The sequence below is a fragment of the Novosphingobium sp. MMS21-SN21R genome, assembly GCF_031846015.1.
GTDB lineage: Bacteria > Pseudomonadota > Alphaproteobacteria > Sphingomonadales > Sphingomonadaceae > Novosphingobium.
In genome coordinates this window covers 1,947,324-1,972,931 of record NZ_JAVRDU010000001.1, presented here as the reverse complement: position 1 = coordinate 1,972,931, position 25,608 = coordinate 1,947,324, and the positions used below count along the sequence as shown (strand labels likewise).

22 protein-coding genes are annotated in these 25,608 nt (G+C 62.0%); 13 read left to right on the top strand and 9 right to left on the bottom strand.

Annotated features, from left to right (window positions below):
• The first annotated feature begins 29 nt into the window (after positions 1 to 29).
• From ilvD to RM192_RS09545, 4 genes are read left to right on the top strand one after another with little or no spacing between them, the layout of a single operon-like run.
• Positions 30 to 1,877, top strand: coding sequence for a dihydroxy-acid dehydratase (gene ilvD, locus RM192_RS09560; RefSeq protein ID WP_311507309.1), 1,848 nt, complete (start codon positions 30 to 32; stop codon positions 1,875 to 1,877).
• 3 nt (positions 1,878 to 1,880) lie between these two features.
• A complete protein-coding gene (locus RM192_RS09555) occupies positions 1,881 to 2,234 on the top strand; it encodes a hypothetical protein (protein WP_311507308.1) in 354 nt (117 codons plus the stop codon).
• Complete coding sequence (locus RM192_RS09550) at positions 2,218 to 3,627, top strand: NAD(P)H-hydrate dehydratase (RefSeq protein WP_311507307.1); 1,410 nt, start codon at positions 2,218 to 2,220, stop codon at positions 3,625 to 3,627. Before RM192_RS09555 ends, RM192_RS09550 begins: the two co-directional genes overlap by 17 nt.
• Positions 3,624 to 4,829 carry a class I SAM-dependent RNA methyltransferase gene (locus RM192_RS09545; protein ID WP_311507306.1) on the top strand — a complete coding sequence of 402 codons (1,206 nt, stop codon included), beginning with the start codon at positions 3,624 to 3,626 and terminating at the stop codon, positions 4,827 to 4,829. Before RM192_RS09550 ends, RM192_RS09545 begins: the two co-directional genes overlap by 4 nt.
• Before the next feature lie 3 nt (positions 4,830 to 4,832).
• Here RM192_RS09545 and RM192_RS09540 read toward each other — a convergent pair whose 3' ends face one another.
• Positions 4,833 to 5,261 carry an MAPEG family protein gene (locus tag RM192_RS09540; protein ID WP_311507305.1) on the bottom strand — a complete coding sequence of 143 codons (429 nt, stop codon included), beginning with the start codon at positions 5,259 to 5,261 and terminating at the stop codon, positions 4,833 to 4,835.
• Between the two features lie 27 nt (positions 5,262 to 5,288).
• On the bottom strand, positions 5,289 to 5,720 hold the full coding sequence (locus RM192_RS09535) for an MAPEG family protein (RefSeq protein ID WP_311507304.1): 432 nt from the start codon (positions 5,718 to 5,720) through the stop codon (positions 5,289 to 5,291).
• A 213-nt stretch (positions 5,721 to 5,933) separates the two neighbouring features.
• Between RM192_RS09535 and RM192_RS09530 the strand changes: the two genes are divergently transcribed.
• The 4 genes from RM192_RS09530 to RM192_RS09515 all read left to right on the top strand — a co-directional run bounded on the left by RM192_RS09530 (position 5,934) and on the right by RM192_RS09515 (position 11,409).
• Positions 5,934 to 7,139 (top strand): saccharopine dehydrogenase family protein, encoded by a 1,206-nt coding sequence (locus RM192_RS09530; RefSeq protein ID WP_311507303.1) that lies wholly within the window; start codon positions 5,934 to 5,936, stop codon positions 7,137 to 7,139.
• Positions 7,140 to 7,206: 67 nt separating this feature from the next.
• On the top strand, positions 7,207 to 8,406 hold the full coding sequence (locus tag RM192_RS09525; RefSeq protein WP_311507302.1) for a carboxynorspermidine decarboxylase: 1,200 nt from the start codon (positions 7,207 to 7,209) through the stop codon (positions 8,404 to 8,406).
• A 250-nt stretch (positions 8,407 to 8,656) separates the two neighbouring features.
• Positions 8,657 to 9,862 carry a type III PLP-dependent enzyme gene (locus RM192_RS09520; protein WP_311507301.1) on the top strand — a complete coding sequence of 402 codons (1,206 nt, stop codon included), beginning with the start codon at positions 8,657 to 8,659 and terminating at the stop codon, positions 9,860 to 9,862.
• A gap of 56 nt (positions 9,863 to 9,918) precedes the next feature.
• Positions 9,919 to 11,409: a hypothetical protein gene (locus RM192_RS09515; protein ID WP_311507300.1), complete on the top strand. Its 1,491-nt coding sequence runs from the start codon at positions 9,919 to 9,921 to the stop codon at positions 11,407 to 11,409.
• Positions 11,410 to 11,442: 33 nt separating this feature from the next.
• Here the strand turns inward: RM192_RS09515 and hemA are convergent, their stop codons facing one another.
• From hemA to murI, 3 genes are all read right to left on the bottom strand, one after another.
• Positions 11,443 to 12,663 (bottom strand): 5-aminolevulinate synthase, encoded by a 1,221-nt coding sequence (gene hemA / locus RM192_RS09510; RefSeq protein WP_311507299.1) that lies wholly within the window; start codon positions 12,661 to 12,663, stop codon positions 11,443 to 11,445.
• Positions 12,664 to 12,801: 138 nt separating this feature from the next.
• A complete protein-coding gene (locus RM192_RS09505; protein ID WP_311507298.1) occupies positions 12,802 to 13,722 on the bottom strand; it encodes an MBL fold metallo-hydrolase in 921 nt (306 codons plus the stop codon).
• Positions 13,723 to 13,769: 47 nt separating this feature from the next.
• The gene (gene murI, locus RM192_RS09500; RefSeq protein ID WP_311507297.1) at positions 13,770 to 14,603 is read right to left on the bottom strand and encodes a glutamate racemase; all 834 of its coding nucleotides are present in this window, start codon (positions 14,601 to 14,603) and stop codon (positions 13,770 to 13,772) included.
• A 76-nt stretch (positions 14,604 to 14,679) separates the two neighbouring features.
• Between murI and plsY the strand changes: the two genes are divergently transcribed.
• The 3 genes from plsY to topA all read left to right on the top strand — a co-directional run bounded on the left by plsY (position 14,680) and on the right by topA (position 19,091).
• The gene (gene plsY / locus RM192_RS09495; RefSeq protein WP_409233802.1) at positions 14,680 to 15,267 is read left to right on the top strand and encodes a glycerol-3-phosphate 1-O-acyltransferase PlsY; all 588 of its coding nucleotides are present in this window, start codon (positions 14,680 to 14,682) and stop codon (positions 15,265 to 15,267) included.
• Positions 15,264 to 16,376, top strand: a complete 1,113-nt coding sequence (dprA, locus tag RM192_RS09490) for a DNA-processing protein DprA (protein ID WP_311507295.1) — start codon at positions 15,264 to 15,266, stop codon at positions 16,374 to 16,376. The genes plsY and dprA overlap by 4 nt, the downstream gene beginning before the upstream one ends.
• Positions 16,377 to 16,457: 81 nt before the next feature.
• Positions 16,458 to 19,091 carry a type I DNA topoisomerase gene (gene topA, locus RM192_RS09485; protein WP_311507294.1) on the top strand — a complete coding sequence of 878 codons (2,634 nt, stop codon included), beginning with the start codon at positions 16,458 to 16,460 and terminating at the stop codon, positions 19,089 to 19,091.
• Positions 19,092 to 19,142: 51 nt separating this feature from the next.
• Here topA and RM192_RS09480 read toward each other — a convergent pair whose 3' ends face one another.
• Genes RM192_RS09480 through lepB form a run of 4 tightly spaced genes read right to left on the bottom strand, consistent with a single transcriptional unit; the run spans position 19,143 to position 22,444 of the window.
• On the bottom strand, positions 19,143 to 19,979 hold the full coding sequence (locus tag RM192_RS09480) for an SGNH/GDSL hydrolase family protein (protein WP_311507293.1): 837 nt from the start codon (positions 19,977 to 19,979) through the stop codon (positions 19,143 to 19,145).
• Complete coding sequence (era, locus tag RM192_RS09475; RefSeq protein ID WP_311507292.1) at positions 19,967 to 20,872, bottom strand: GTPase Era; 906 nt, start codon at positions 20,870 to 20,872, stop codon at positions 19,967 to 19,969. The genes RM192_RS09480 and era overlap by 13 nt, the downstream gene beginning before the upstream one ends.
• Before the next feature lie 49 nt (positions 20,873 to 20,921).
• Entirely contained in the window at positions 20,922 to 21,644 is a 723-nt protein-coding gene (rnc, locus tag RM192_RS09470) for a ribonuclease III (RefSeq protein ID WP_311507291.1), read from the bottom strand.
• Positions 21,593 to 22,444, bottom strand: a complete 852-nt coding sequence (lepB, locus tag RM192_RS09465) for a signal peptidase I (protein ID WP_311507290.1) — start codon at positions 22,442 to 22,444, stop codon at positions 21,593 to 21,595. The genes rnc and lepB overlap by 52 nt, the downstream gene beginning before the upstream one ends.
• 177 nt (positions 22,445 to 22,621) lie before the next feature.
• Between lepB and pgi the strand changes: the two genes are divergently transcribed.
• Both pgi and gorA read left to right on the top strand, forming a co-directional pair.
• Positions 22,622 to 24,145, top strand: a complete 1,524-nt coding sequence (gene pgi / locus RM192_RS09460; RefSeq protein ID WP_311507289.1) for a glucose-6-phosphate isomerase — start codon at positions 22,622 to 22,624, stop codon at positions 24,143 to 24,145.
• 90 nt (positions 24,146 to 24,235) lie between these two features.
• Positions 24,236 to 25,597 carry a glutathione-disulfide reductase gene (gene gorA, locus RM192_RS09455; RefSeq protein ID WP_311507288.1) on the top strand — a complete coding sequence of 454 codons (1,362 nt, stop codon included), beginning with the start codon at positions 24,236 to 24,238 and terminating at the stop codon, positions 25,595 to 25,597.
• Positions 25,598 to 25,608 lie beyond the last annotated feature (11 nt).

Here is a 25,608-nt window from a genome sequence, read left to right as displayed (position 1 = left end):
AACACTGATTCCCTGTCCGGAGTTCGCACATGCCTGCCTATCGTTCACGCACCACCACCCATGGCCGCAACATGGCCGGCGCGCGTGGCCTGTGGCGGGCCACCGGCATGAAGGATTCGGATTTTGGGAAGCCGATCATCGCGGTCGTCAACAGCTTCACCCAGTTCGTGCCCGGCCATGTCCACCTCAAGGACCTGGGCCAGATGGTCGCGCGCGAGATTGAGGCTGCAGGCGGCGTCGCCAAGGAATTCAACACGATCGCGGTCGATGATGGCATCGCGATGGGCCACGATGGCATGCTCTATTCGTTGCCCAGCCGCGACCTGATTGCTGACAGCGTCGAATACATGGTCAACGCCCACTGCGCCGACGCCATGGTCTGCATCTCGAACTGCGACAAGATCACGCCGGGAATGCTGATGGCGGCGCTGCGCATCAACATTCCCGTGGTGTTCGTTTCGGGCGGGCCGATGGAAGCGGGCAAGGTCGTCCTCAACGGCAAGGAAGTCGCGCTCGATCTGGTCGATGCGATGGTCGCTGCCGCAGATGATAAATACACCGACGAAGAAGTCACCGCCATCGAACGGTCGGCCTGCCCGACCTGCGGTTCGTGCTCCGGCATGTTCACCGCCAATTCGATGAACTGCCTGACCGAGGCGCTCGGCCTTTCGCTGCCGGGCAATGGGTCCACGCTGGCGACCCATGGTGATCGCAAGCGCCTGTTCCTCGAAGCTGGCCGCCTCGTCGTCGATCTGTGCAAGCGCTATTACGAACAGGATGACGAAACAGCGCTTCCCCGCACCATCGCCGGGTTCGAAGCCTTTGAAAACGCGATGTGCGTCGATATCGCCATGGGCGGATCGACCAACACGGTGCTTCACCTGCTTGCCGCCGCGCATGAGGCTGGCGTCGATTTCACCATGAGCGACATCGACCGGCTCAGCCGCAAGGTGCCGTGCCTGTCCAAGGTCGCACCTGCAAAGTCCGACGTCCACATGGAAAACGTCCACCGCGCCGGCGGCATCTACGCGATTCTGGGTGAGCTTGACCGTGCGGGCCTCATCCACACCCATTTGCCGACCGTCCATAGCCGGACGATGGGCGATGCGCTGAACCTGTGGGATATCAAGCGCACCAACGCGCCTTCGGTGCAGGAATTCTTCAGAGCGGCCCCCGGCGGCGTGCCGACGCAAGTCGCGTTCTCGCAGGACCGGCGGTGGAAGGAACTTGATCTCGACCGTGAGAACGGCGTCATCCGCTCGGCCGAACATGCCTTCAGCAAGGACGGCGGCTTGGCCGTGCTGTTCGGCAACATCGCGCGCGATGGCTGCATCGTTAAGACCGCGGGCGTGGACGAGCATATCCTCAAGTTTACCGGACCGGCCAAGGTCTACGAAAGCCAGGACGCTGCCGTCACTGCCGTGCTGACCGGGCAGGTCGTGGCAGGCGATGTGGTCGTGATCCGTTATGAAGGCCCCAAGGGCGGACCGGGTATGCAGGAAATGCTCTACCCGACCAGCTACATCAAATCGAAGGGCCTCGGCGCCGCTTGTGCGCTTCTGACCGACGGGCGATTTTCGGGCGGCACTTCGGGCCTCTCGATCGGCCACGTTTCGCCCGAAGCGGCTGAAGGCGGCGAGATCGGACTTGTCGAGAACGGCGACGTGATCGAAATCGACATCCCGAACCGCACGATCAACCTCGCCGTGTCGGACGATGTGCTGGCACAGCGCCGCGCCGCGCAGGAGGCTTCGGGGTGGAAGCCTTCCAAGGAGCGTCCGCGCAAGGTTTCGACCGCGCTTCAGGCTTATGCAGCGATGACCACCAGCGCTGCACGCGGTGCGGTGCGCGATATTTCGCAGCTCACGAAGAACTGATTGGTGCGCGCGTCCGCCCTTCTGCCGCTGATCGCGATGCTCGCGGCGTGTTCGGCGGCAGAAGAGGCACCCAAAGGCCGTGTTATCGACTGCGCCATTGCAGGCTCGGCCAAGTTCCTGCCCGATTGCTTTGTCGAGGACTCGCGGGTCGCAAAGCGCCGTTTTCTGACCGTGCGGCACAAGAACGGCGCATTCCGTCGCTTCGAAATGGTGGATGACGGGCGCGGTGTAGTCGCGGCAGATGGTGCTGACGAGGCCGCCGCAAAGTGGTCGGCCGAAGGCGTGCTCGAAGTCGCGGTCGGTAAGGATCGCTACCGCTTTCCCGCAAGGATGAAGAGCGATGCGCCGCAGCCGTGAGCACGTGCTGACGCAAGTGCTCACCGTGGCGCAGACGCGCGCCGCCGAAGATGAGCTGATCGCATCGGGTATTTCCGTGGACGCACTGATGCAGTCAGCCGGGCGCGGCGCAGGCGAATGGGTGCGCCGCATCGCTGCAGGGCGCTCGGTCACTGTGCTGTGCGGCCCCGGCAACAACGGCGGCGATGGCTGGGTGATCGCCGAGTATATGCGGGAGCACGGTAATCCCGTCAATGTGATCGCAGCGCGCGAACCGGCCACCGGCGCGGCGCGCAATGCCCGTGCTCTCTATCGCGGCGAAGTGGCTCCCGCCGGTCCCACGTTAGCGGGCGACGTTCTGGTGGATTGCCTGTTCGGTAGCGGATTGACCCGCGCTCTGCCGGACGATCTGTTCTTGCTACTCACCGGCCTGGCCAGGCATCATCCGCACCGCATTGCCATCGATATGCCAAGCGGCCTCGACAGTGACAGTGGCCGTGCGCTTAACGATGGCCTGCCTGATTGGACCATGACCATCGCACTCGGCGCATGGAAACATGCGCATTTCGCCATGCCGGCCTGCACCGCAATGGGCACGTTGCGCCTCGTGGATATTGGCTTAGCTCAGCAAGCAGGGGCTGCGCGGGCATTGTGCAAACCGGCTATCGAGCCGCCCGCCGCCGATGCGCACAAGTACCGGCGCGGGCTGTTGGGCATCATCGGCGGGGCGATGCCCGGCGCGGCTCTGTTGGCCGCACAGGCGGCGCAGGGCGCAGGGGCCGGTTATGTCAAATTGGCTTCGACGACGCCACTATCTGCTGTGCCCGCAGCTTTGGTGGTGACAACCGATGTAACCTCGGTGCTCGGCGATGAACGCGCGGCTGCGCTTCTGATCGGGCCGGGACTGGGCCGGACGGACGCAGCGTCGCGTCTGCTGACGCAGGCTTTGCACGTGGGCAAGCCCACCGTCATCGATGCAGACGCGCTCGTTCTCTTGCGACAGGGAATGCTGAGCGCTGCGCCGGTCATTCTGACCCCGCACGAAGGCGAAATGGTTGCGCTTGAGCGCGCGTTTTCGCTGGAATCCGAAGGCTTGCGCGGTCACCGTGCGATGGCTTTGGCGCGCGCAAGCGGCGCGGTGGTCGTCTTCAAGGGGCCGGACAGTCTGATCGCGTCGCCGGGGGGAGAAGTGGTCCTGTCGGCGCGCGCTTCTTCGTGGCTCTCGGTCGCGGGAACGGGTGACGTGCTTGCCGGAACCATCGCAAGCAGGCTTGCAGTTCACGGGGAGGCATTGCGCGCTGCCGAAGAAGGTCTATGGCTTCACGCCGAGGCGGCCCAACTGTGCGGCGCTGCCTTCGGTCCGGCCGATCTGGCCAGCGCCATTCGTCCAGCCCTTGCAGAGTGCCTTCCATGACCAATCCCGGCCTGATCATCCGCATTGCCGCGAAGGGTGAAGGTGCAACTGCCGACGGCCGCTATGCCGAGCTTGCTGCACCCGGCGATGTGCTTGAGGCCGACGGCACACTGATGCACGGGCCGGACCATGCAGTGCCGCCCTGCCGCCACTTTCCTGAATGCGGTGGGTGCCAATTGCAGCACCTGTCGGAAAAGGCACTGACCGACTACGTGTTTGACCGTGTCGTCGGTGCAGCGCGAGGGCAGGGGATCGAGCCGACCGGCGCTGCCGCACCATACCTGTCCCCTCCAGGAAGCCGCCGCCGCGCGACGCTCCATGCGCAGGCCATCGGCAAACGCGTGGTCATCGGTTTCCGCGAACAGGGCTCACACAAGATCGTCGACATGCGTGAATGCCATGTGCTCGTGCCAGAGATGGTTGCGCTGCTCGCACCTCTGCGCCAGCTTCTGGAAACCTGGGGCGACCGCAAACTGGGCGTGGATATCGAACTCGCCATGGCCGATCAGGGGCTATCGGTGGGCCTCAAAGGTCTGAAAGTCGAAGGCCTTGCCAAGACAGAGGCTCTGCTTGATTTCTCACGCGAGAATAGCCTCGCGCGGCTGACCATCGATAGTGGCTACGGCGCCGAAGGTGCTTGGGAGCCGGAGCCTGTGACCGTGACACTCGGCAGCACCGCCGTTTCACTGCCGCCCGGCGCGTTTCTGCAGGCCACCGCTGACGGTGAAGCCGCACTGATTGCCGCTGCGCGCGAATGGCTTAGCGGTTCGGTGACTGTTGCCGACCTCTTTTCTGGCCTCGGAACTTTCGCGTTCGCGCTGGCTGGCCCTGGCACCAAGGTGCTGGCCGTGGAAGCCGCGCGCGATACCCATCTCGCTTGTCAGTCGGCGGCGCGCATGAATGGGCGCCCGGTTCATTGTCTTCACCGCGATTTGTTTCGCAACCCTCTCCGCGTCGAGGAGCTGGACCGTTTTGCAGCCGTCCTGCTCGATCCGCCGCGCGCTGGCGCGCAGGAGCAGATCGACCAGATTGCCGCGAGCAAGGTCGCCCGGGTGGTCTATATCAGTTGCAATCCCGCTAGCTGGGCACGCGATGCCGTGCGCCTGATCGCAGGCGGCTACAGATTGGCAGAACTCAGGCCGGTGGGCCAGTTCCGCTGGTCAACCCACGTGGAACTGGCCAGCCTGTTCATCCGCGATTGAAGCTCAGAACACCACGCGCGCTGCGTGATAGATCAGCGCCATCAGAGCAATTGACGACAGCGCAAACAGTGCGAAACGCACCGTAACCTTGTTGACCGTCACTTGCACAAGCGAGTGGATGACGCGCAGACCGACGTAAGCCCAAGCTATGATCACGCTCGTGCCGTTGCCCTGGCCTGCCACTGCCAGCAGCAGCGCTACCGCGTAGAACAGCGTCGGCGCTTCGTGCAGGTGGTTGTAGTTGTGGGCTTTCCACTGGATTTGTGCGGGAAGAATGTCGTCGAGCGTTCGCGTCGGGTCCCGGGCCAGTGAGTCCGGATCGAGTTTCACCGCGTTCATCGCTGGAATGCGCGTAGCATACATCCACAGCCACATGACCATGGTCCAGATCATCAGCGCCACTGCAGGTTGCAGTATTTCCGCTACTTTCATCGCACTTCTCCCCCGTTGTTGATTGGTTCAGCCGTGGCCGAGCGTTGCGCCCAGCGCACGGATGGCCAGCAGGATCAGGCATAGTGTGGACAGCGCAAACAGCGTAAATCGCACCGGAACCCGGTTGACTGTTGCCTGCCAGATCGAATGGACCACACGAATGGCGACGTATCCCCACGCCAGTGCCACATCGAGCGAACCGGCACCCATGATCGCAAGGATGGTGATGGTGGCATAGAACAGGGTCGGCTGTTCCATCAGGTGGGCGTAATTATGCGCTTTCCAGTTAATCACATCGGGCACAACGCCTTCCAGATCCTGGCCGCGCCCACCGGGCTTTGCCTTGGCAAGGCCGCCAAGCTTTGAAAGAGCTGGCAGTCGGGTGAAAGCCATCCAGAACAGCATCACGATCGACCAGATAACCAGCACGGCGGCCGGCATCAGGATTTGCGCCTGCATATCGATTTCTCCCCACCTTCCTTTGTTACAGAGTGCGGGGGGCGCCTTAGATTGTCAATTGCAACTTATCTCGCCCGATCAACCACTTCGGCCATGTCCATAACCTTCCCTTAAACGGGACTTGGGTTTGTCATGCCAATCCCCTAAAGGCGCTTCCCATGTTAGGCCTTGCGCGTTTGGAACGTGCGGCCGTTGAAGGCATTTGGAGACATCATGGCAAAAGTTCTCGTTATCGGCGCAGGCGGCGTCGGCTCGGTAGCCGTTCACAAGATGGCGATGAACGCCGGCATCTTCACCGGCATCGCACTGGCAAGCCGCACCAAATCGAAGTGCGATGCCATCGCCGCTTCGGTGAAGGAGCGCACCGGCGTTTCGATCGATACTTACCAGATCGATGCCGACGATGTGGCAGCAACGACCGCGCTGATCAACGACGTCAAGCCCGTCCTCGTGGTCAATCTCGCACTGCCCTATCAGGACCTCAACATCATGGATGCCTGCCTTGCCGCAGGCGTCAACTACATGGACACCGCGAACTACGAGCCGATTGACGAGGCCAAGTTCGAATACAAGTGGCAGTGGGCCTATCAGGAGCGCTTCAAGGAAGCCGGCCTGATGGCGCTGCTCGGTTCGGGCTTCGATCCGGGTGTGACCAGCGTATTTGCCACGTGGCTGCGCAAGCACAAGCTCGACACGATCCGCACGCTCGACATTCTCGACTGCAACGGCGGCGATCACGGCCAGCATTTCGCCACCAACTTCAACCCGGAAATCAACATCCGTGAAGTGACCGCGCCCGCACGCCACTGGCTGAACGGCGAATGGGTTGAGACGCCCGCGCTGACCATCCGCGAGACGTTCGACTTCGAGGCAGTCGGCCCCAAGAACATGTACCTGATGTATCACGAGGAACTTGAAAGCCTCGCGCATCACATTCCCGAGATCGAGCGCATCCGCTTCTGGATGACCTTCGGCGATGCCTACATCACGCACCTCACCGTGCTGCAGAATGTCGGCATGACCCGGATCGACCCGGTAATGTACAACGGGCAGGAAATCATCCCGCTCCAGTTCCTCAAGGCCGTGTTGCCCGAGCCTGCATCGCTTGGCCCCACGACCAAGGGCAAGACCAACATCGGCGACATCGCCACGGGTTTGAAGGACGGGGTCGAAAAGACCTTCTACATCTACAATATCTGCGATCACGAGGACGCCTACCGCGAGACGGGCAACCAGGCGGTCAGCTACACCACCGGCGTGCCTGCGATGATCGGAGCGGCGCTGATGGTGCAGGGCGTGTGGTCAGGAGAAGGCGTGTTCAACATCGAACAGCTCGATCCAGATCCCTACATGGACATGCTGAACCAGCACGGACTGCCGTGGCAGGTGAAGGAACTGGCAGGTCCGCTGGCGTTTTGATCGCTTAACGATTTTCAACCCTGCTCATCCAGAGTCTGTCGAAGGATGTGCGCAACGGTAGTCCAAAATGGAAACCAGAGCCGGCGATCCGGGCGCTTTCGCGCAGTTTGACCTCAGCCGCGTCGATAGCCCCGCTTTCGTCGTGGACGAGGCGAAGCTGCGCGCCAATCTGGCCGTTTTGGCCGACATCCGCGACCGCGCGGGGATCAAGGTCCTCGCCGCGCTCAAAGCATTTTCCATGTGGAAAGTTGCGCCCATCGTCGGGGAATACCTCGACGGTGTCTGCACGTCCGGCCTTTGGGAAGCGTTGCTTGCCGCCGAGCACTACAAGGGCGAAATCGCCACCTATTGCGCGGCATACAAGGCGGAAGACCTGCCTGAAATCCTGCGCCTGTCCGACCATGTGATCTTCAATACGCCCGGCCAGCATACACGCTTCAAAGGCGAAATCACCGCAGCGCAGTCGAATGGCGCCGTGTTCGACATCGGGCTTCGCGTCAATCCGCTCCATGCCGAGGGCGAAGTTCCCCGCTACGATCCGTGCGCCCCGCATTCGCGCCTAGGCTTCCCGGTCGATCAACTTCTGCCCGAGCACTTCGAAGGCGTCAGCGGCATCCACTTCCACACGCTGTGCGAGCAGGATTTCGAGCCGCTCAAGCGCACCTGGGACGCCGTGCTGCCGCGTATCGCGCCGTATCTTGGCCAGCTTAAATGGCTGAACTTCGGTGGCGGCCACCACGTCACCCGCGCCGACTATCAGCGCGACGATCTGGTCGAGTTCCTGAAGAGCGTAAAGGCTCAGACCGGTTGCGAGATCTATCTCGAACCGGGAGAGGCGGTGGCGCTCGATGCGGGCATTCTCGTCGGGACCGTGCTGGATACGCACCACAACGGAATGCCGCTCGCCGTGACCGACATATCAGCCACATGCCACATGCCCGATGTGATCGAGGCTCCCTATCGTCCGGCTATGCTCGGTGAACTGCCGATCGATGAATACGAGGACGGCGGGGAGGGCGGTGCACCTGTTCGCCTCGGTGGCCCGTCCTGCCTCGCTGGTGACGTCATCGGAGATTACCGCCTGCCAAACGGTTCTGAGCCCGGCACCCGCTTCGCGTTCCTCGATCAGGCGCACTATTCGATGGTCAAGACCACGACATTCAACGGCGTGCCGCTGCCGTCGATCTGGCTGTGGGACAGCGAGACGGATTCGCTCGAACGAATCCGCAGTTTTTCCTATCAGGATTTCCGCGACCGCCTGTCGTGATTGGGGCTGCCAGAAAGGCTGAGACGTGCAGCAAAACGGACTCGGTCCTGTCACCTAAATCTGCGGATTTCTGCGGGATTGGCCGATTTGTGCCTGTTGTTGTTTCATATTTTTGACACTCGCGTGAACTGCACGTTTTTTCACTTGATGTTCAGGCCAGTGGCCCTATTTACACCCCCTCGCTGCCCCATGGGGACTTCCAAACCGCAAGGCAGCTTCGTTCAACTGTTCCGTTTGGGGGTCCCTTGAGTTGCACATCCATCCTGACGCACTGGCTGTAGTTGGCGCATCCGCGCCTGACCAACCTGCCATTTTGAACCGTCCGCACGCCGCCGCGCGCGCTGCCCGCTTCTTCGTCGAGAAGTTTCCGGGCAAGTCGCTCTATGCGGTGAAGGCGAATCCGTCGGCCGATTTGCTGCGTATCCTGTGGGATGCGGGCGTGACTCATTACGACGTCGCCTCGATCGTGGAAACGCGCCTTGTTCGCGAAACGCTGCCGGAAGCCACCCTGTGCTTCATGCATCCGGTCAAGTCTTCCAACGCGATCCGCGAAGCCTATCACGCGCACGGTGTCCGGGTATTCAGCCTTGATTCGCTTGAGGAACTGGAAAAGATCACCGACGCCACCGATGGCGCCGAGGACCTGACCCTGTGTGTGCGTCTGCGCGTTTCGTCGGAATACTCGGAACTCAGCCTCGCGTCGAAGTTCGGCTGTGACCTGACCAATGCCGCAGAACTGCTTCAGGCGACCCGTCAGGTGGCTGACTCGCTCGGAGTGTGCTTCCATGTCGGCAGTCAGTCGATGAGTCCTCACGCCTATGTCCAGGCGCTTGAGCGCGTTCGCGCCGCAATTGTCGACGCCTCGGTCCTCGTCGACATCATCGATGTCGGCGGCGGCTTCCCGTCGATCTACCCCGGCATGGAACCGCCCCCGCTTGAAGATTACTTCGGCGTGATCGACCGTACTTATGAATCGCTTCCGGTGTCCTACTCTGCCGAACTGTGGTGCGAGCCGGGCCGCGCGCTCTGCGCTGAGTACAACTCGATGATCGTGCGCGTCGAACGCCGCCGCGGCACCGAACTGTACATCAACGATGGTGCCTATGGCGCGCTGTTCGATGCGGCGCACGTGGGCTGGCGCTTCCCTGTGCGCGTTCTGCGTAACGAAGTGGCCAACGACGGCGTCGAGATCGCCATGGAGCCCTTCAGCTTCTATGGCCCGACCTGTGACGACATGGATCATATGGACGGACCGTTCGAGCTGCCCTCGGACATTCGTGCCGGCGATTACATCGAGATCGGCATGCTCGGCGCTTATGGCGCGGCGATGAAGACCGCCTTCAACGGCTTCGGCGCAACCGAAGTCTTCGAAGTCTCGGACGAGCCGATGTCGAGCCAGTATCGCGGTGATCGCCGCGATCCGCGTGTTTCTGACAACGTAGTGTCACTGCGATAGGATACGCGGCCTGCGTGGGGCCAATATTTTAGCCCCGATCGAAAGGCCGCAATCTCTTGACCGACAGGACCGATGGGGTCGCCGAACCTTCGGCGACCCCGCTTTGGGCGCATGATGTAGCTGTCATGCTGGGCCTTGGCCTGCTGGCATTCGCGCTGCGCGCGTGGTGGTTTGGAAACCCCAACCTACATGTAGATGAGCAGTTTTACCTGCTTGTCGGGCAGCGCATGGCCCATGGCACGCTGCCTTATGCAGAGATATTCGACGTCAAGCCGTTTGGGCTGTTCGGCATCTATGCCTTGGCAGCGCAGGCTTTTTCGGATTCAGTCGTCGGATATCAGGTCTTAGCCACCCTTTCTGTGTGGATGACCGCCTGCCTGATTTATCGCATTGGCCGCGCGGCTACCACATTGAGTGCGGCGGCTGGCGGTGCCGCTGCTTACGTCGCATGGCTCGCAGTGTTCGAAGGCGTCGGCGGACAATCGCCGATCTTTTACAATCTGCCGATGGTACTGGCCGCATCGATAATTGCCGGCATGGTACGCGGAAGCGGCACGCTCGGGATGTTCATGCGCGGTGCTTTCGCGATGTTCCTCGTCGGTTGCGCACTCCAGATTAAGTACAGCGTCGTATTCGAAGGCATCTATTTCGGGATCTGGCTGCTCTGGGTCGCCCGGCGAAGGAGCGGTTCGGCGGTGGGTCAGTTTGCCTGCAGGGTCGGATGGATGCTCGCTGCGGTCGCTCCGTCCCTTATTGGGCTGGTCTACTTTTACGCTAACGGTGCAGTGCAGCCATACTGGCAGGCCAATTTCGTGTCGATTTTCCACCGAGAGGCGAGTCTGGGACAACTGTTCACCGGACTTGTCCGATTGATGCAGCAGCAGATTGCACTGTCGCCCTTTTGGTGGGGTGTCGCTGTTTTCTGGCGGCGCAAAGCACCTCAGAGCGACGTCACCCTGTTCATCAAGGGCTGGGTGGTGGCTGCGTTTGGCGGGTATCTGCTATATGGAACCTGGTCGGAACATTTTGTCCTGCCGTTGCTGCCGCCATTATGCATCGCAGCCGCTTTGGCATTGGATCAGTTCGCTAGGCCGCGCGCCATGGCAGCGCGGCTCGTGGCCATTGGCGTAATCACAGGGCTGGCGAGGGCGGCGACTGCCGAAGCCACCGATGGGGGCGCAGCAGACGTCAATCGTGTCGCAGCCTTGGTCAAACCCTATCTTGGGAAGGGTTGCCTCTATGTGGTGGGGGCACCTGCCAGCCTTTATTCACTGACAGGCAGTTGCCTGGCGACACGCTTCGTCTTCCCGTCACATCTGACATCGCAGCGCTATGCAGGAACGCTCGGGAGCGATCCGCAACAGGCAATGCGGGCGCTCATCGCACGAAAGCCCAGCGTCATCGTCAAGGGGAAGCCCTACGCAAACTCCAATGTGCGTAACGAAGCAATGCTCATGAGCGAGATCGGCAGAAACTACCGATACATCACGCGCATGCGCATAGGCGTGCGCTGGGTGACAGTATGGGTGCGGAACGCTGGCACTTGAGCCCGCTCTCCGCATCGCACGTATCGCGTCAGCTCAAGCTGCCTGCCGCAGTTCCAGTTCCATGCGCTGCCAGATCTCCACCAGTGCCTCGGTGAGTTCGGTCATCATCGCTTCAGTGTGCGACGGGCCGGGCGTGAAGCGGAGGCGCTCGGTGCCGCGTGGCACGGTGGGGAAGTTGATCGGCTGCACGTAGACGCCGTATTCTGCGAGCAGGATATCGGCGATCTTCTTTGCGCGCACCGGATCGCCCACCATCAGCGGTACAATGTGCGTCGTCGACGACATGACCGGCAGGCCTGCATCGGCGAGTGCCTTCTTGAGGAACGCGGCCGATGCCTGCTGGCCTTCACGCTCGACGCTCGACGACTTGAGGTGCCGCACGCTGGCGAGAACGCCCGCGACCAACACCGGCGAGAGCGAAGTGGTGAAGATGAAGCCCGGCGCGTAAGAACGGATCACGTCGATGATCCGGGTGTCAGCCGCAATATAGCCGCCCATGACTCCGAACGCCTTGCCCAGCGTGCCCTCGATGATGTCGATGCGGTGCGCCGCTTCATCACGATCGGTGATGCCGCCGCCGCGCGGACCGTACATGCCGACCGCGTGGACCTCGTCGATATAGGTGAGCGCGTTGTATTTATCGGCAAGGTCGCAGATCGCGTGGATCGGTGCGACGTCACCGTCCATCGAATAGACCGATTCAAACGCGATCAGCTTGGGCACCGATGGATCGGTTTCCGCAAGCAGTTCTTCGAGATGCTCGACGTCGTTGTGACGGAACACTTTCTTTTCCGCACCTGAATTGCGGATGCCCGCAATCATCGAAGCGTGGTTGAGCTCATCCGAGAAAATCACGCAGCCCGGCAGAATCTTGGCGAGCGTCGAAAGCGTAGCGTCGTTCGAGACGTAGCCGCTGGTGAACAACAGCGCGCCGTCCTTGCCGTGCAGGTCGGCCAGCTCTTCTTCGAGCTGAATGTGGTAATGCGTGTTGCCGCCGATGTTGCGCGTGCCGCCGGAGCCTGCTCCGACGTTATGCAGCGCTTCTTCCATCGCCTCGATCACCTTGGGGTGCTGCCCCATGGCGAGATAGTCGTTGGAGCACCATACCGTGATCGGCTTGGGCCCATTGTGTCCGGCAAAACAGCGCGCGTTGGGGTAGGCCCCCTTGTTGCGCAGGATGTCGATGAAAACGCGGTAGCGGCCCTCGGAGTGCAAACGCTCGATGGCTGAATCAAACACCTGATCGTAGTTCACCCCGCCGCTCCTTCCTGCAACAAGGACATATTTGCCCTTGAGGCCCGATCCCTTGGGCCCATCGGCGAATGGCCGGTCTCTACGCCTCTTGTTCCGGCAATTCCAGCATCTTTTGCGGGCACTGGCCGAAAGTGCGAGCTAGTGCGCTTCGGGGTGCCGCCATAGCGCCTTCGCCATGATAAATCCGTCATTTCGTGATGTTATCGCAATCCATGCCGGGTCATGTGACGGAATGACAACAAGCGTCTTGTCGGCCTGACGAAGATCATCAAGCCCTTTCAACCAGCCGATCACCGCGCTGCGATCTTCTTTGACTAGCCAGTCCGACAGCAGGCGAGACCGCGGTGTGACCTGCAGGATGTTGTTCGCAAGTGAGCCTGTATCGCCCGCAAAAAGATACTCCCGCCCGCCCTTGGTCTGGACGAAAATCATTTGTGAAGCGGGGGTATGGCCCGGCGTCTGGATCAGGACCACGCCGGGTGCGACTGCCTGAATCGGCGCGAGCGCGCGCGGCTTTGGTAGCAGACCGGTATTCTCGCGCCAGAGCGATGTCATCCCACGCACCAGATCGGGCGACAGGATCGCCTTGTCTGCGACCTTCTCGAACTGGTCGTAGTCCAGGAAGCCGCCGACGTGATCGATGTGCTCATGCGTGAACAGGATCAGTTCGGCCTGGCTCATCCATGCGTTGACGACAGCCTGAGCCCGCTTGTCGAAGCGCTTCATGCCTATCGCTGAAGCATCTTTTTGCGAAAGCCCGCTGTCGATCACGATACCGCCACGTGGAGTGACCAGCCTCCATGCCATGACGCTCGAGGTTATCTGGCGCAGGCCGTTACCTGCGGCAAGTGCGGCTCCTGGAACTTGCCTGCTGGCAATCGGGGCGTATTCCAGCAGTGTCGGCTTGTCGCCGGGCATGGTGTTGGCGGCGGCACGCATCGCGGCAAGATCGAACTTGTGGATCGGGGCATTGCTCGGCCCCGCATTGACCATGAGCCAGTAATAGGCAGCGCCCGCAAGTAGCAGGAGCACAATCATGGTCTTCGAAAATCGACTCACGCAGCGGTCCCCCACACCTGCCGAACCGGGCCGGTCACCGGCACTGCTCAGAACACCGCGACGCGGTCAAGCCCGTGCACGGCGAGGGTAGAGCCTAGCTGGTCCATTTCGATTCCGCCACGGGTGAACAGCGCAAGATCAGGCGTTTCACGCCGCCAAAGTTGCCCGTCGGTCAGAAAGGCGATCCGGCGCGCAATACCATCCGACCCGTCGACGAACGACACGCCTGATCCAAACGCCCTTTGCAGTTCGTCCTGCACCAGAGGGAAGTGGGTGCATGCCAGGACCACTGTATCGATCCGGTCGCCGCCTGCTTGCGAACGCAGCGCCTCGGCAGCCCGCGCATAGACTGCCGGATCGACCGTTTCCCCGCGCAGCTTGGCCTCGGCGGCGGTCACCAGTTCAGGGGCGCCATGGCGGAGCAGGAGCTTGTCCGAGGCAAATTCCGCCTCCAATCGGTCGACATAGGCCTGCCGTATAGTTGCTTCGGTGCCAAGCAGGCCGATAACCCCGGTTCTGGTGGCAGCAGCGGCCGGTTTGATCGCGGGGACTGTCCCGACGATGGGAACTTCGAGCACCTCGCGCACCGATGCCAGAGCTATGGTCGATGCCGTGTTGCAGGCGATGCAGACGAGGCGAGGGCGCAACCGCTCGGTCAGGCGGCCGAGCAACCCCGAGACGCGCGCTGCGATCTGCGCTTCAGTCTTGGCACCGTAAGGCAAGCCCGCGTTGTCGGCCACGTAGATGATCGGCGCATCGGGCAGAAGTTGGCGCACCTTGCGGAGCACCGACAGCCCGCCGACGCCCGAATCGAACAGCAACAGCGGGGCCGCCGGATCGACTGCCGATTGCCTGTATTCGCCTGTGCCGGTTCCCGTCATGAGCGGGCTTGTATCGGGATTGGCGGCAAAAGGGAAAGACGCCTCTTTCGCTTTTGTCACATGTTTGGGTAAGAGCATGCCCGTGGACACGCTTCTCCCCCTTGTCGTTGGCTATCTGCTGGGCTCGGTGCCCTTCGGCCTCATTCTCACGCGCATGACCGGCGCAGGCGATCTGCGTGCAATCGGTTCGGGCAATATCGGCGCCACCAATGTGCTACGCACCGGCAAGAAAGGCCTCGCCGCCGCTACGCTCCTGCTCGACATGGGCAAGGGGCTGGCCGCCGTCCTGATTGCTCGCCATGTCTGGCCGGGGTCAGAACCCTTGTCCGCGCTGGCTGTGGTGCTGGGGCACTGTTTCCCGATCTGGCTGAAGTTCCGGGGCGGGAAGGGTGTAGCAACGCTGATGGGCGTTTCACTCGGCCTCGCATGGCCGATCGGGCTGGCTTATGCCGTAACCTGGCTCGGCGTGCTCGGGATCAGCCGCTATTCCTCGCTCGGCGGGATGAGCGCGGCGGTTGCGGCTCCGCTTGCAGCCGCGCTCCTCGGATTCGCTGCATTCGTTCCAGTGCTGGCACTGCTCGCGCTGCTGGTCGTGTTCCTCCACCGCGAAAACATAGCCCGGCTGCGGGCCGGGACTGAGCCGAAAGTCGGCAAGAAGGCGTGAGCGGCAGTGCCGCCACTTTGACCCGGGACGAGGCTTTCGCCCGGATACGCTTGCTGCGCTCGCCCAACGTTGGCCCGGTAAGCTATAACCAGCTATTGCGTCGCTTCGGCACGGCAAGTGCCGCGCTGGATGCGCTGCCCGATCTGGCGGCACGGGGAGGGGCACCCTATCGTCCGGCATCGGTCGAGCGGATCGAGGGGGAGGTCGCCGCCGTTCGCGCGGCAGGCGCGCGCTATCTGTTCCATGACAGTCAAGACTACCCCGCACTCCTCGCAGCGCTCGAAACGCCCCCGCCCATCCTGACCGTGCGCGGGGATACGGCCCTGCTATCTCGGCCTTCAGTCGCCATGGTCGGCGCGCGCAATGCCTCGGCTGCGGCGGTAAAGCTGTCCCGCGATTTAGCGACAGTGTTGGCTGGAAGGGGCTATGTCGTGATGTCGGGCCTTGCCCGCGGTATCGATTCCGCAGCCCATCGCGGCGCGCTGGCGGGCATGGCAGAGGGTGGGGGCACGGTAGGCGTCATCGCCAGCGGCATCGACATTACCTACCCGCCTGAAAATGCCGATTTGCAGGAGCAGGTGGCAAACGAGGGCCTGCTGATCGCCGAGATGCCGCCTGGCACCGAACCTCTCGCCCGCCACTTTCCGCACCGCAACCGGATCATTGCCGGGCTGGCAACGGGCACGCTGGTGGTCGAGGCTGCCCCCCGGTCCGGCTCGCTTATCACCGCGCGGCTGGCAGCAGAAGCAGGGCGAGAGGTTATGGCCATCCCCGGCTCTCCGCTCGACAGCCGTTCGCAGGGGTGCAACCAGCTGATCCGCGAGGGCGCAATCCTCGTTCAGTCGCCGGATGATGTCGTCGAACTGTTGATCGGCTTCGAAGGGAAACCTCGTTCGACCTTCCGTGAATCGGGCGAGGCCTACCAGACCGACCTTGCCGATCATTCAGCCGATGTGGCGGCTCTGCTCGGCCTGGCCCCGGTCGCGGTCGACGAAATCATCCGCCAGAGCGGCGCCAGCGCGGGCGCGGTGCAGATGGCCTTGCTCGAACTCGAACTTGCGGGCCGGTTGATCCGGCATGCCGGGGGCCGCGTCAGCTTGTCCGCTTGACCTAAGCAACCCGCTTGACGAACCGGCCTTGCGGTCCCCACCCTCGCGCACACGTACACGTAAGGACTGCTTTACCACATCATGCAGCTTGTCATCGTAGAATCCCCGGCCAAAGCCAAGACCATCGAGAAGTATCTCGGCCCCGGCTATAAGGTCCTCGCGTCCTATGGCCACATCCGCGACCTGCCGCCGAAGGATGGCTCTGTCCGCCCGGACGAGGACTTCGCCATGGATTGGGAGATGTATGGCGACAAGACCTCGCGGGTCAAAGCCATCACAGATGCCGCAAAGACGGCAGACCGTCTGATCCTGGCGACTGACCCTGATCGCGAAGGTGAGGCTATTTCATGGCACGTCAGGGAGTTACTCAAGAAACGTAAGGCGCTTCCTAAAGAGGTTGAGCGCGTAACGTTCAACGCGATCACCAAGCAGACCGTCACAGACGCGATGAAGAAGCCGCGAGAGCTGGATCAGGATTTGATCGACGCGTACCTCGCTCGCCGCGCGCTCGATTACCTGTTCGGCTTCACGCTGTCCCCGGTGCTGTGGCGCAAGTTGCCGGGTGCCAAGTCGGCGGGCCGCGTGCAATCGGTTGCGCTACGCCTGATTGTCGAGCGTGAGCGCGAGATCGAAGCGTTCCGGTCTCAGGAATACTGGTCAGTCATCGCGCGGCTTGAGCATGTCGGGACAGAGTTCTCTGCACGTCTTGTGAAGTTTGACGGCCAAAAGCTTGAAAAGCTTACGCTTGGTGATGAAGGCGCAGCGATGAAGGCCAAGGCCTTGGTCGAATCGGCCACCTTCCGCGTCGAAGAGGTTGAAACCAAGCCTACCCGCCGCAATCCCTATCCGCCGTTCACCACTTCGACGCTGCAGCAGGAAGCCGCGCGCAAGCTCGGCTTCTCGGCGAGCCACACCATGCGCGTGGCGCAGACGCTCTATGAAGCGGGCGCGATCACCTACATGCGTACCGACGGCGTGCAGATGGACCCCAGCGCCATCTCCGAGGCACGCAAGGCCATCTCAGACCGCTATGACGGACATTACTTGCCTGAAAAGCCACGCCATTACGAGACCAAGGCCAAGAACGCGCAGGAGGCGCACGAGGCAATCCGGCCGACCGATTTCACCAAGGACCGCTACGGTTCGGGTGACGAAGCGCGGCTCTACGACCTGATCTACAAGCGTGCGATGGCCAGCCAGATGGCTTCTGCCAACATCGAACGCACCAGCATCACCTTGCGCGATGGCACCGGCAAGCACGAGCTTCGTGCCACCGGGCAGGTTATCAAGTTCCCCGGATTCCTCGCTGTTTACGAAGAAGGCCGTGACCAGAAGCAGGATGGCGACGACGAAGAAAGCGGCCTGCTGCCTGCGATGAACAAGGGCGATACGCCCGCCAAGCGCGGCGTTGATGCGACCCAGCATTTCACCCAGCCACCCCCGCGCTATTCGGAAGCAAGCCTCGTCAAGCGGCTTGAGGAATTGGGCATCGGGCGTCCATCGACTTACGCCTCGACACTACAGGTGCTGAAGGATCGCAACTACGTTCGAACCGAAAAAAACCGTTTCTTTGCAGAAGAGTCCGGGCGACTTCTCACAGCGTTTCTTGAACGTTTTTTCCCGCGCTATGTCGCTTACCAGTTCACTGCCGGGATGGAAGACGAACTCGACAACGTCTCGGGCGGCCGCGCTGAATGGAAGGTCGTGCTTGCCGAGTTCTGGCGCGACTTCAAGCCCAAGTCCGACGAAGTCATGGAGAAGAAGCCGAGCGAGGTGACCGCCGAGCTTGACGAATTCCTGTCCGACTACCTGTTTCCCCCGCGCGAGGATGGCTCCGATCCGCGTATCTGCCCCAAGTGCGAAGCGGGACGCCTTTCGCTTCGTGGCGGGCGCTATGGCGCATTCGTCGCCTGCTCGAATTACCCCGAGTGCAAGTACACCCGCAAGTTCGCCCAGCCGGGCGGCGAGGGTGACGGCGGCGAAGGCGACGACGGCGTACTGGGCAAGGACCCGGTCACCGGGCTGGACGTATCTCGGAAAACAGGGCGCTTCGGGCCTTACGTCCAGTTGGGCGATGGCAAGGAAGCCAAGCGCGCTTCGATTCCCAAGGACATCGGCGAACTCGATCTCGAATGGGCGCTAAAGCTGCTGGGTCTGCCCCGCGAGGTCGGCACGCATCCAGAGTCAGGCAACCTGATCACGGCCAGCATCGGGCGATACGGTCCCTATCTGGCGCATGACGGGAAATATGCCCGCCTCAAGTCCACCGCCGAGGTCTTCGAAACCGGCATGAATGCCGCTGTAATGCACCTTGCCGCCGCCGCAGCAGGGGCAGGTGGACGCGGCAATCGCGCTGCCGCCGAACCGCTCAACACGTTCGGTCCTCATCCGACGTCCGGCGGTGAAATCAAGCTGATGGCCGGGCGCTATGGTCCCTACGTCACCGATGGCACCACCAATGCAACGCTGCCCAAGGACAAGCAGCCTGAAGCCTTGACCCTGGAAGAGGCGATCGTCCTGATCGATGAGCGCGCCGCCAAGGGCCCACCAAAGGGCAAGAAGGGCGCCAAGAAGGCTCCTGCAAAGAAGCCCGCAGTGAAGAAGGCAGCGGCCCCTGACGAGGGCGCAGCGAAAAAGGCCCCTGCGAAAAAGGCAGCCGCTAGAAAGCCCGCAGCAAAGAAGGCTGCGCCCAAAAAGGCTGTGGCGGCGGAGTAACCAGTTGCGGCGGGCGGCGGGCTATGATCTGTCGCCCGCCGTCACCGCCTTTCAGCGCGCGAGCATGCGCGCCAAGGCATCGGCGGCTGCACGGTGGCCCGCCTTGTTGGGGTGGACGGGAATTCCATCCCCTGATTGCGCCGAAAGACCGTTGCTCCAAGGCTGCGTGGAGCAGGGCGCATGGCCCTGCGAAAGTCGCGAAAACTTCAACACTTCGGCACCTTCATCGCGGGCCACGCGCGCGGTCATCTTTGCCAGACGTTTGGCCGCGGAACGGCTGTAGGCCATGCGCTCGGCTGCGATGCGAACCTCGGCGCATTGGCCCTTCGGCGGCAAGACGGTGATGTAATCGACCAGAACGATCCGGGCGTCTGGCGCACGGCTGCGAACTTCGCGCACGATCTTGCGCATCCGTTCTTCGTCTGCCCGCCATTCCTGTTCGCTCACTGCGCGCCACGGTTGGCAGCGCGGTTCCGGAGCCGCCATCGTTTCACAAGCGGCAGCGAAGATGTTGCCGACAAAGGCGATATCATTGCCGCCGATGGTGATCGTGACCAAACGGGTCGCCGCATTCACGCTGTCGATCTGCGGCGGCACTTCCTTCCACGGCCCCAGCACATGCTCGGTCGTCGCCCCGCTGCAAGTGGCATCGACCAGTTCCAGCTTGAGCTTTGCAGCCAGCAGGTTGGGGTAGTTGAGCGTGCCCCGGCCGCAGCGGATGGGCGTGTCCGGTGTTACGGGACCGACGCCCGGGCCTGCCGCGAACGAACTCCCCATAGCAACGTAACGCGCGCCCTCAGGGACCAGTTCGCTCTTGGCCATGACCGGCCCAGCGACAAGCGCGCCGCACGTGGCAACAAGCGCGAACGCGGCCTTCACTTCACCCATTCCAGCCCGATTTCCTCGTAGATTTCCTTGGCGTCGGCCCAGCGCTCATCGACCTTTACGTGGAGGAAAAGGTGAACCTTGGTCTCGAGCAGAAAGGCCAGCTCCTTGCGCGAAGCTTCGCCGATCGACTTGATCTTCGACCCGCCCTTGCCGAGCACGATCGCGCGCTGGGTTTCGCGCGTGATCACGATCTGCTGGTGGATCTCGATCGAGCCATCCTTGCGGTGAATATACTTTTCCGGGCGCACGGTGCTGTCATAGGGCAATTCGTCGTGCAGCTGCCGGTAAAGCTGCTCGCGGGTGATTTCCGCCGCCATCAGCCGCTCGCTGGCGTCGGACACCTGGTCCTCTGGATAATGCCATGCAGTCTCGGGCATCAGCGCTGCCAGCCGCTGCTTCAGTTCGGGAACGCCATCGCCAGTCAGGGCCGAGATGAAGAACACTTCGTCGAACGCAGCATCGGCTGAAAGCGCCTCGGCCATGATCAGGAGCGGTTCCTTGGGTGTGGAGTCGACCTTGTTGAGCACGAGGATCTTGCGCTCGGGCCGCCCCTTCAGGCTGGCGAGGATCGGTTCGAGATAATCGCGCTTTTTCTTGCGTGCATCGACCACCAGCAGGATCGCGTCAGCCTCTTGCGCGCCGTCCCACGCAGCGCTGACCATCGCGCGGTCAAGCCGACGCTTGGGTTCGAAAAGGCCGGGCGTGTCTGCGAGGATGATCTGCGCCTTGTCATCGCCGATATCTTCCAGCGCGATGCCCATCAGGCGCGCGCGCGTGGTCTGGGCCTTCGCCGAGACGATCGCGACCTTCTGCCCCACCAGCGAATTGACGAGGGTGGATTTTCCGGCGTTCGGCGCGCCAAGCACGGCCACGAGGCCACATTTTTCGGTCATGTCAGGGAATCTCTATCAATTAAGCTGGGGTGTATAGGCCAATTGGCCCTCAGGCATAAGCCTGCATGAAAGCCTGCGCTGCTGCAGTCTCGGCTTCCTGTTTGCTCGATCCACGCGCGCTGGCCTCGCCCACGCCCTTGACCTCGACCGAAACGGTGAACTTCGCGGCGTGATCAGGGCCTTCGCGGGAAACCATCGTATAGACCGGCGGCTTGCGGCGATTGCCCGCCGCCCACTCCTGCAGGGCCGCCTTGGGGTGCTTGCGCTGCCCGGTGCCGGATGACATCGGACGGTCCCACAGTCTTCGCACGAAATCACGTGCAGCCTCAAACCCGCGTTCGACAAACAGTGCGCCGATGAGCGCTTCCATCACATCGCCCAGAATGTTGTCGCTTTGCGCGCCGCCATCATCGCGAGCCTGCTTTCCCAGCCGGATGTTCAGCGGCAAGCCGATTTCCCGCGCGACATCGGCGCAGGTCTCGCGACTGACCAGCGCATTGAGGCGCTGCGACAGCTTGCCCTCGGCGGCATCGCTCTTTTCGTGGAGCCACTCGGCAATCACGAGGCCAAGCACGCGGTCACCCAGAAATTCCAGCCGCTGGTAATCGCGCGCTTCCCCCATCGATCCGTGTGTAAGCGCCTCGGCCCAAAGCGCGGGCCGGGCAGGGTCCGCGCCCGTCAAGTTTGTGACGTAGGCCCGTGCTTCTGCGGAGAGCGCGCTCAGAACGTGCCCCCGATCCTGTCCCAACGCGCAGCGCTGAACCAGGTCCATGGCAGAAGCCAGTTGGCGCTGCCGTCGGTGGACCACATCATCACTGTTGCGCGGCCGACCAGATTGGCTTGCGGGACAAGACCGATGCCAGCGCCTTCCATCGCCGGAAACCGGCTGTCCATCGAGTTATCGCGATTGTCGCCCATCAGGAAAATGTCGCCCTCAGGGATCACGACTGGCGGCGTATCATCCTGCGGGCGATAGCCGAGATCGAGCACGTTGTACGACTTTCCTTCGGGCAATGTTTCACGATACTGTGGGTAGTGGCAGGTCGCCGTCCCGTCCTTCTCGGTCGCCTCGAACTCAGGCGAAAGGCAGTCTGTGTTCGGGCTGACCGGGATGACGAAATCCGCCACGCGCTGCTTGGGCACGGCCTTGCCGTTCAAATGCAGGGTTCCTCCGATCATCTGGACAGTGTCGCCCGGAAGGCCGATCACGCGCTTGATATAATCGACGTCGTTGCCCGGAGGTGCCTTGAAGATCACCACATCGCCGCGATCGGGCTGGCTCGCCAGGATACGTCCCGGAATCAGCGGCGCGCTGAACGGCAGCGAATATTTGCTGAACCCGAATGGCCATTTGGCGGCGAGCAGATAGTCGCCGTTCTCCAGCCGAGGCAGCATCGATTCCGAAGGGATGTTGAATGGCGCGAAGATGAAACTGCGGAAGATCGCCACCACCAGCACCAGCTTGACGAGGAAGACGGGGAAACTGTCCTCCTTCTTCTCCTTTTTCGCAGGCGTCGGGTGGGCCGAAGTCTGCGGAGCAGGCGTAGGCGATGCGTCGGGCGTGTCGTTCATGGTCGCGGTCATGTTGCCAGCAATGCCCTTCGTCAAGTGTGTTGTTTGAATAATACAGTCGGCGAAATACGTTTGCAAAGCTTGCGGTGCAATGAACAGCGGCTTGGCGGGCGCTGTTTCAAAGGGCATAGCGCAATCTCGCAATTGCGAAGCCAGTTACGAGCAAAGAGGATTGTCATGAGCGTAGCCGAAGCGGAAACCTACTGGACTGCGCTTGAAGGCCTGCCCCGGCCAACGCTCCAGAGCTTGTTCAGCGATCCCGCCCGCCTCGATACCTATGCCACCACGCTCGACCTGCCGGGCGGCGCAATCCGGTTCGACTGGTCGAAAACGCACCTCTCGCTCGAAGTTGTGGCTCTGCTCGGCTCGGTGGCCGCAGCGATGGACGTCGAAGGACGCCGCGCAGCGCTGATCGAAGGCGAAAAGATCAACAATACCGAGGGCCGCGCCGCCGAGCATACTGCCGAGCGCGGCATCGGCAAGGAATCGAGTGTCGAGGAGGCCGAAGCGCTGCACGCCCGCATGGCCATGTTGGTCGATGCCATCCACGATGGCGCGCTGGGCGAGGTAAAGAGCCTGATCCACATTGGCATCGGCGGTTCCGCGCTCGGCCCGGCGCTGGCGATCGATGCTTTGACCCGTGATGGCGCGAAGGTTGCCGTCCATGTCGTCTCGAACATTGATGGCTGCGCTCTCGAAGCCGCGATGAAGGTTTGTGATCCTCAGACCACGCTGATCGCGCTTGCCTCCAAGACTTTCACCACCACCGAAACCCTCACCAATGCTGCGTCTGCCATTGAATGGCTCACCGAAAGCGGCGTGTCCGATCCCTATGGCCGGGTTATCGCGTTGACTGCCGCGCCAGAAAAAGCGGTGGAATGGGGCGTCGACGAAACGCGCGTATTGCCATTTTCCGAGACGGTGGGCGGCCGCTATTCGCTGTGGTCGTCGATCGGTTTCCCGGTAGCCATGGCGATTGGCTCGGCAGGCTTTGCTGAGTTCCTTGACGGTGCTGCCGCAATCGACCGCCACTTCGTCGATACCGACCTTGCCGATAACCTCGTGGTCCGCGCTGCCTTCGCCGATCTTTACTATACGCAAGTGCGCGGTTGCCAGACACGCGCGGTGTTTGCCTATGATGAACGGCTCGCGCTTCTGCCCGACTATCTCCAGCAACTGGAAATGGAATCAAACGGCAAGCGTGTGCTGGCCGATGGCACGCCACTGGCGCGGGCCAGTGCGCCAGTCACCTGGGGCGGAGTGGGCACCGATGCCCAACATGCGGTCTTCCAGTTGCTCCATCAGGGCACACACTTGATCCCGGTCGATTTCCTTGCCGTCAAGGTGCAGGGCCACGATCTCGATCCGGTGCATCACCAGATCCTGCTGTCGAACTGCTTTGCGCAAGGCGCGGCACTGATGGCAGGCAAGGCCTCGGACGATGGTGCGCGCGCCTATCCTGGCGACCGTCCATCGGCGACCATCCTCTGCGATGATCTCAACCCCGCCACGCTTGGCGCGCTGATTGCATTCCACGAGCATCGTACGTTTGTTTCGGCGGCAATGCTCGGCATCAATCCGTTCGACCAGTTTGGCGTCGAGCTCGGCAAGGCCATTGCCAAGCAGATCGATGCCGGTGGCGGCGAAGGCTTCGATGCTTCCACCGAGTCCTTGCTGGCACTTGCGGGCATTGGTGGCTGACTGTTCGGTCACCTAACGAAAATGCTCTGAAATCCCTCTGGTCTTGATCAAGGCCAGAGGCCATATGCGCTGTTCGACAAGGAGCGCATGATGGCTGAACAGGACTTCGACTACGACCTCTTCGTGATCGGTGCGGGATCGGGTGGCGTACGCGCAAGCCGCATTGCCGCCAGCCACGGCGCGCGCGTGGCGGTCGCTGAAGAATACCGGGTCGGTGGCACCTGTGTGATCCGTGGCTGCGTGCCGAAGAAGTTGCTGGTTTACGGCTCACACTTCGCCGAGGAACTGCAGGACGCAGCCAACTATGGCTGGACAGTCGAAAAGATGACATTCGACTGGCCGACGTTACGTAACGCCGTCCTGAAGGACGTCGATCGTCTCAATGCAGCTTACACGACCACGCTTGATAACAACAAGGTCGAGCGCTTCCTCGAACGCGCCACGATCACCGGCCTCAACTCGGTCAAGCTGGCAGGCAGCGGACGCGAGGTAACCGCCAAGTATATCCTGATCGCCACCGGGGCATGGCCGGTCATGCCCGAATTTTCCGGGTCGGAACACTGCATCACCTCGAACGAAGTGTTCCATCTCGAAAGCCTGCCCAAGCGGGTGGTCATTTCGGGGGCGGGTTATATCGCCATGGAATTTGCCGGGATTTTCAACGCGCTTGGCTGTCATGTAACGGTGGTGAACCGCAGCGAGACGCTGCTGCGCGGATACGACGAATCCCTGCGTGACCGCCTGCTCCAGATCACCATGGCGCGCGGCATCCAGTACCGCTTCAACTGTCCCTTCGAAAAGGTCGAGAAGCAGGAAGACGGCAGTTTCCACGTCTTCCTCGCGGGCCAGCCCGACCCGATCCCTGCCGATGTCGTGATGGTAGCGACAGGCCGCCGCCCCAAGACGGACGGTCTCGGCCTCGAAAACGCGGGCATTGCGCTGGGCGAGCGGAGCGAGATTCCGGTCGACGATACCGGCAAGACTGCATGTGACAGCATCTATGCCGTTGGTGACGTGACGGACCGTGTCCAGCTAACGCCCATCGCGATCCGCGAGGGGCAGGCCTTTGCCGACCGCATGTTTGGCGGCAAGGACACCCGGATCAGTTACGATTGCATCCCCAGCGCGGTGTTCTCGCAGCCTCCGCTGGCTGGTGTAGGACTGACTGAAGCGCAGGCGAGGCAGGCTTTCGGTAACGACATCCGAGTCTATTCCTCGGACTTCCGTCCGATGAAGAACATCTTCGGCCACCGGCCGGAGCGCGGGCTCTACAAGATGATTGTGGAAGCCACGACAGAGAAGGTGCTGGGCATCCACATGATCGGCCCGGATTCACCCGAGATCCTGCAAGCCGCCGCCATTGCTGTGAAAGCGGGGCTCACCAAGGCCGATTTCGATGCAACCGTCGCGCTGCATCCGTCAATGGCAGAGGAACTGGTGCTTATGCGCTGACGGGAGCACTT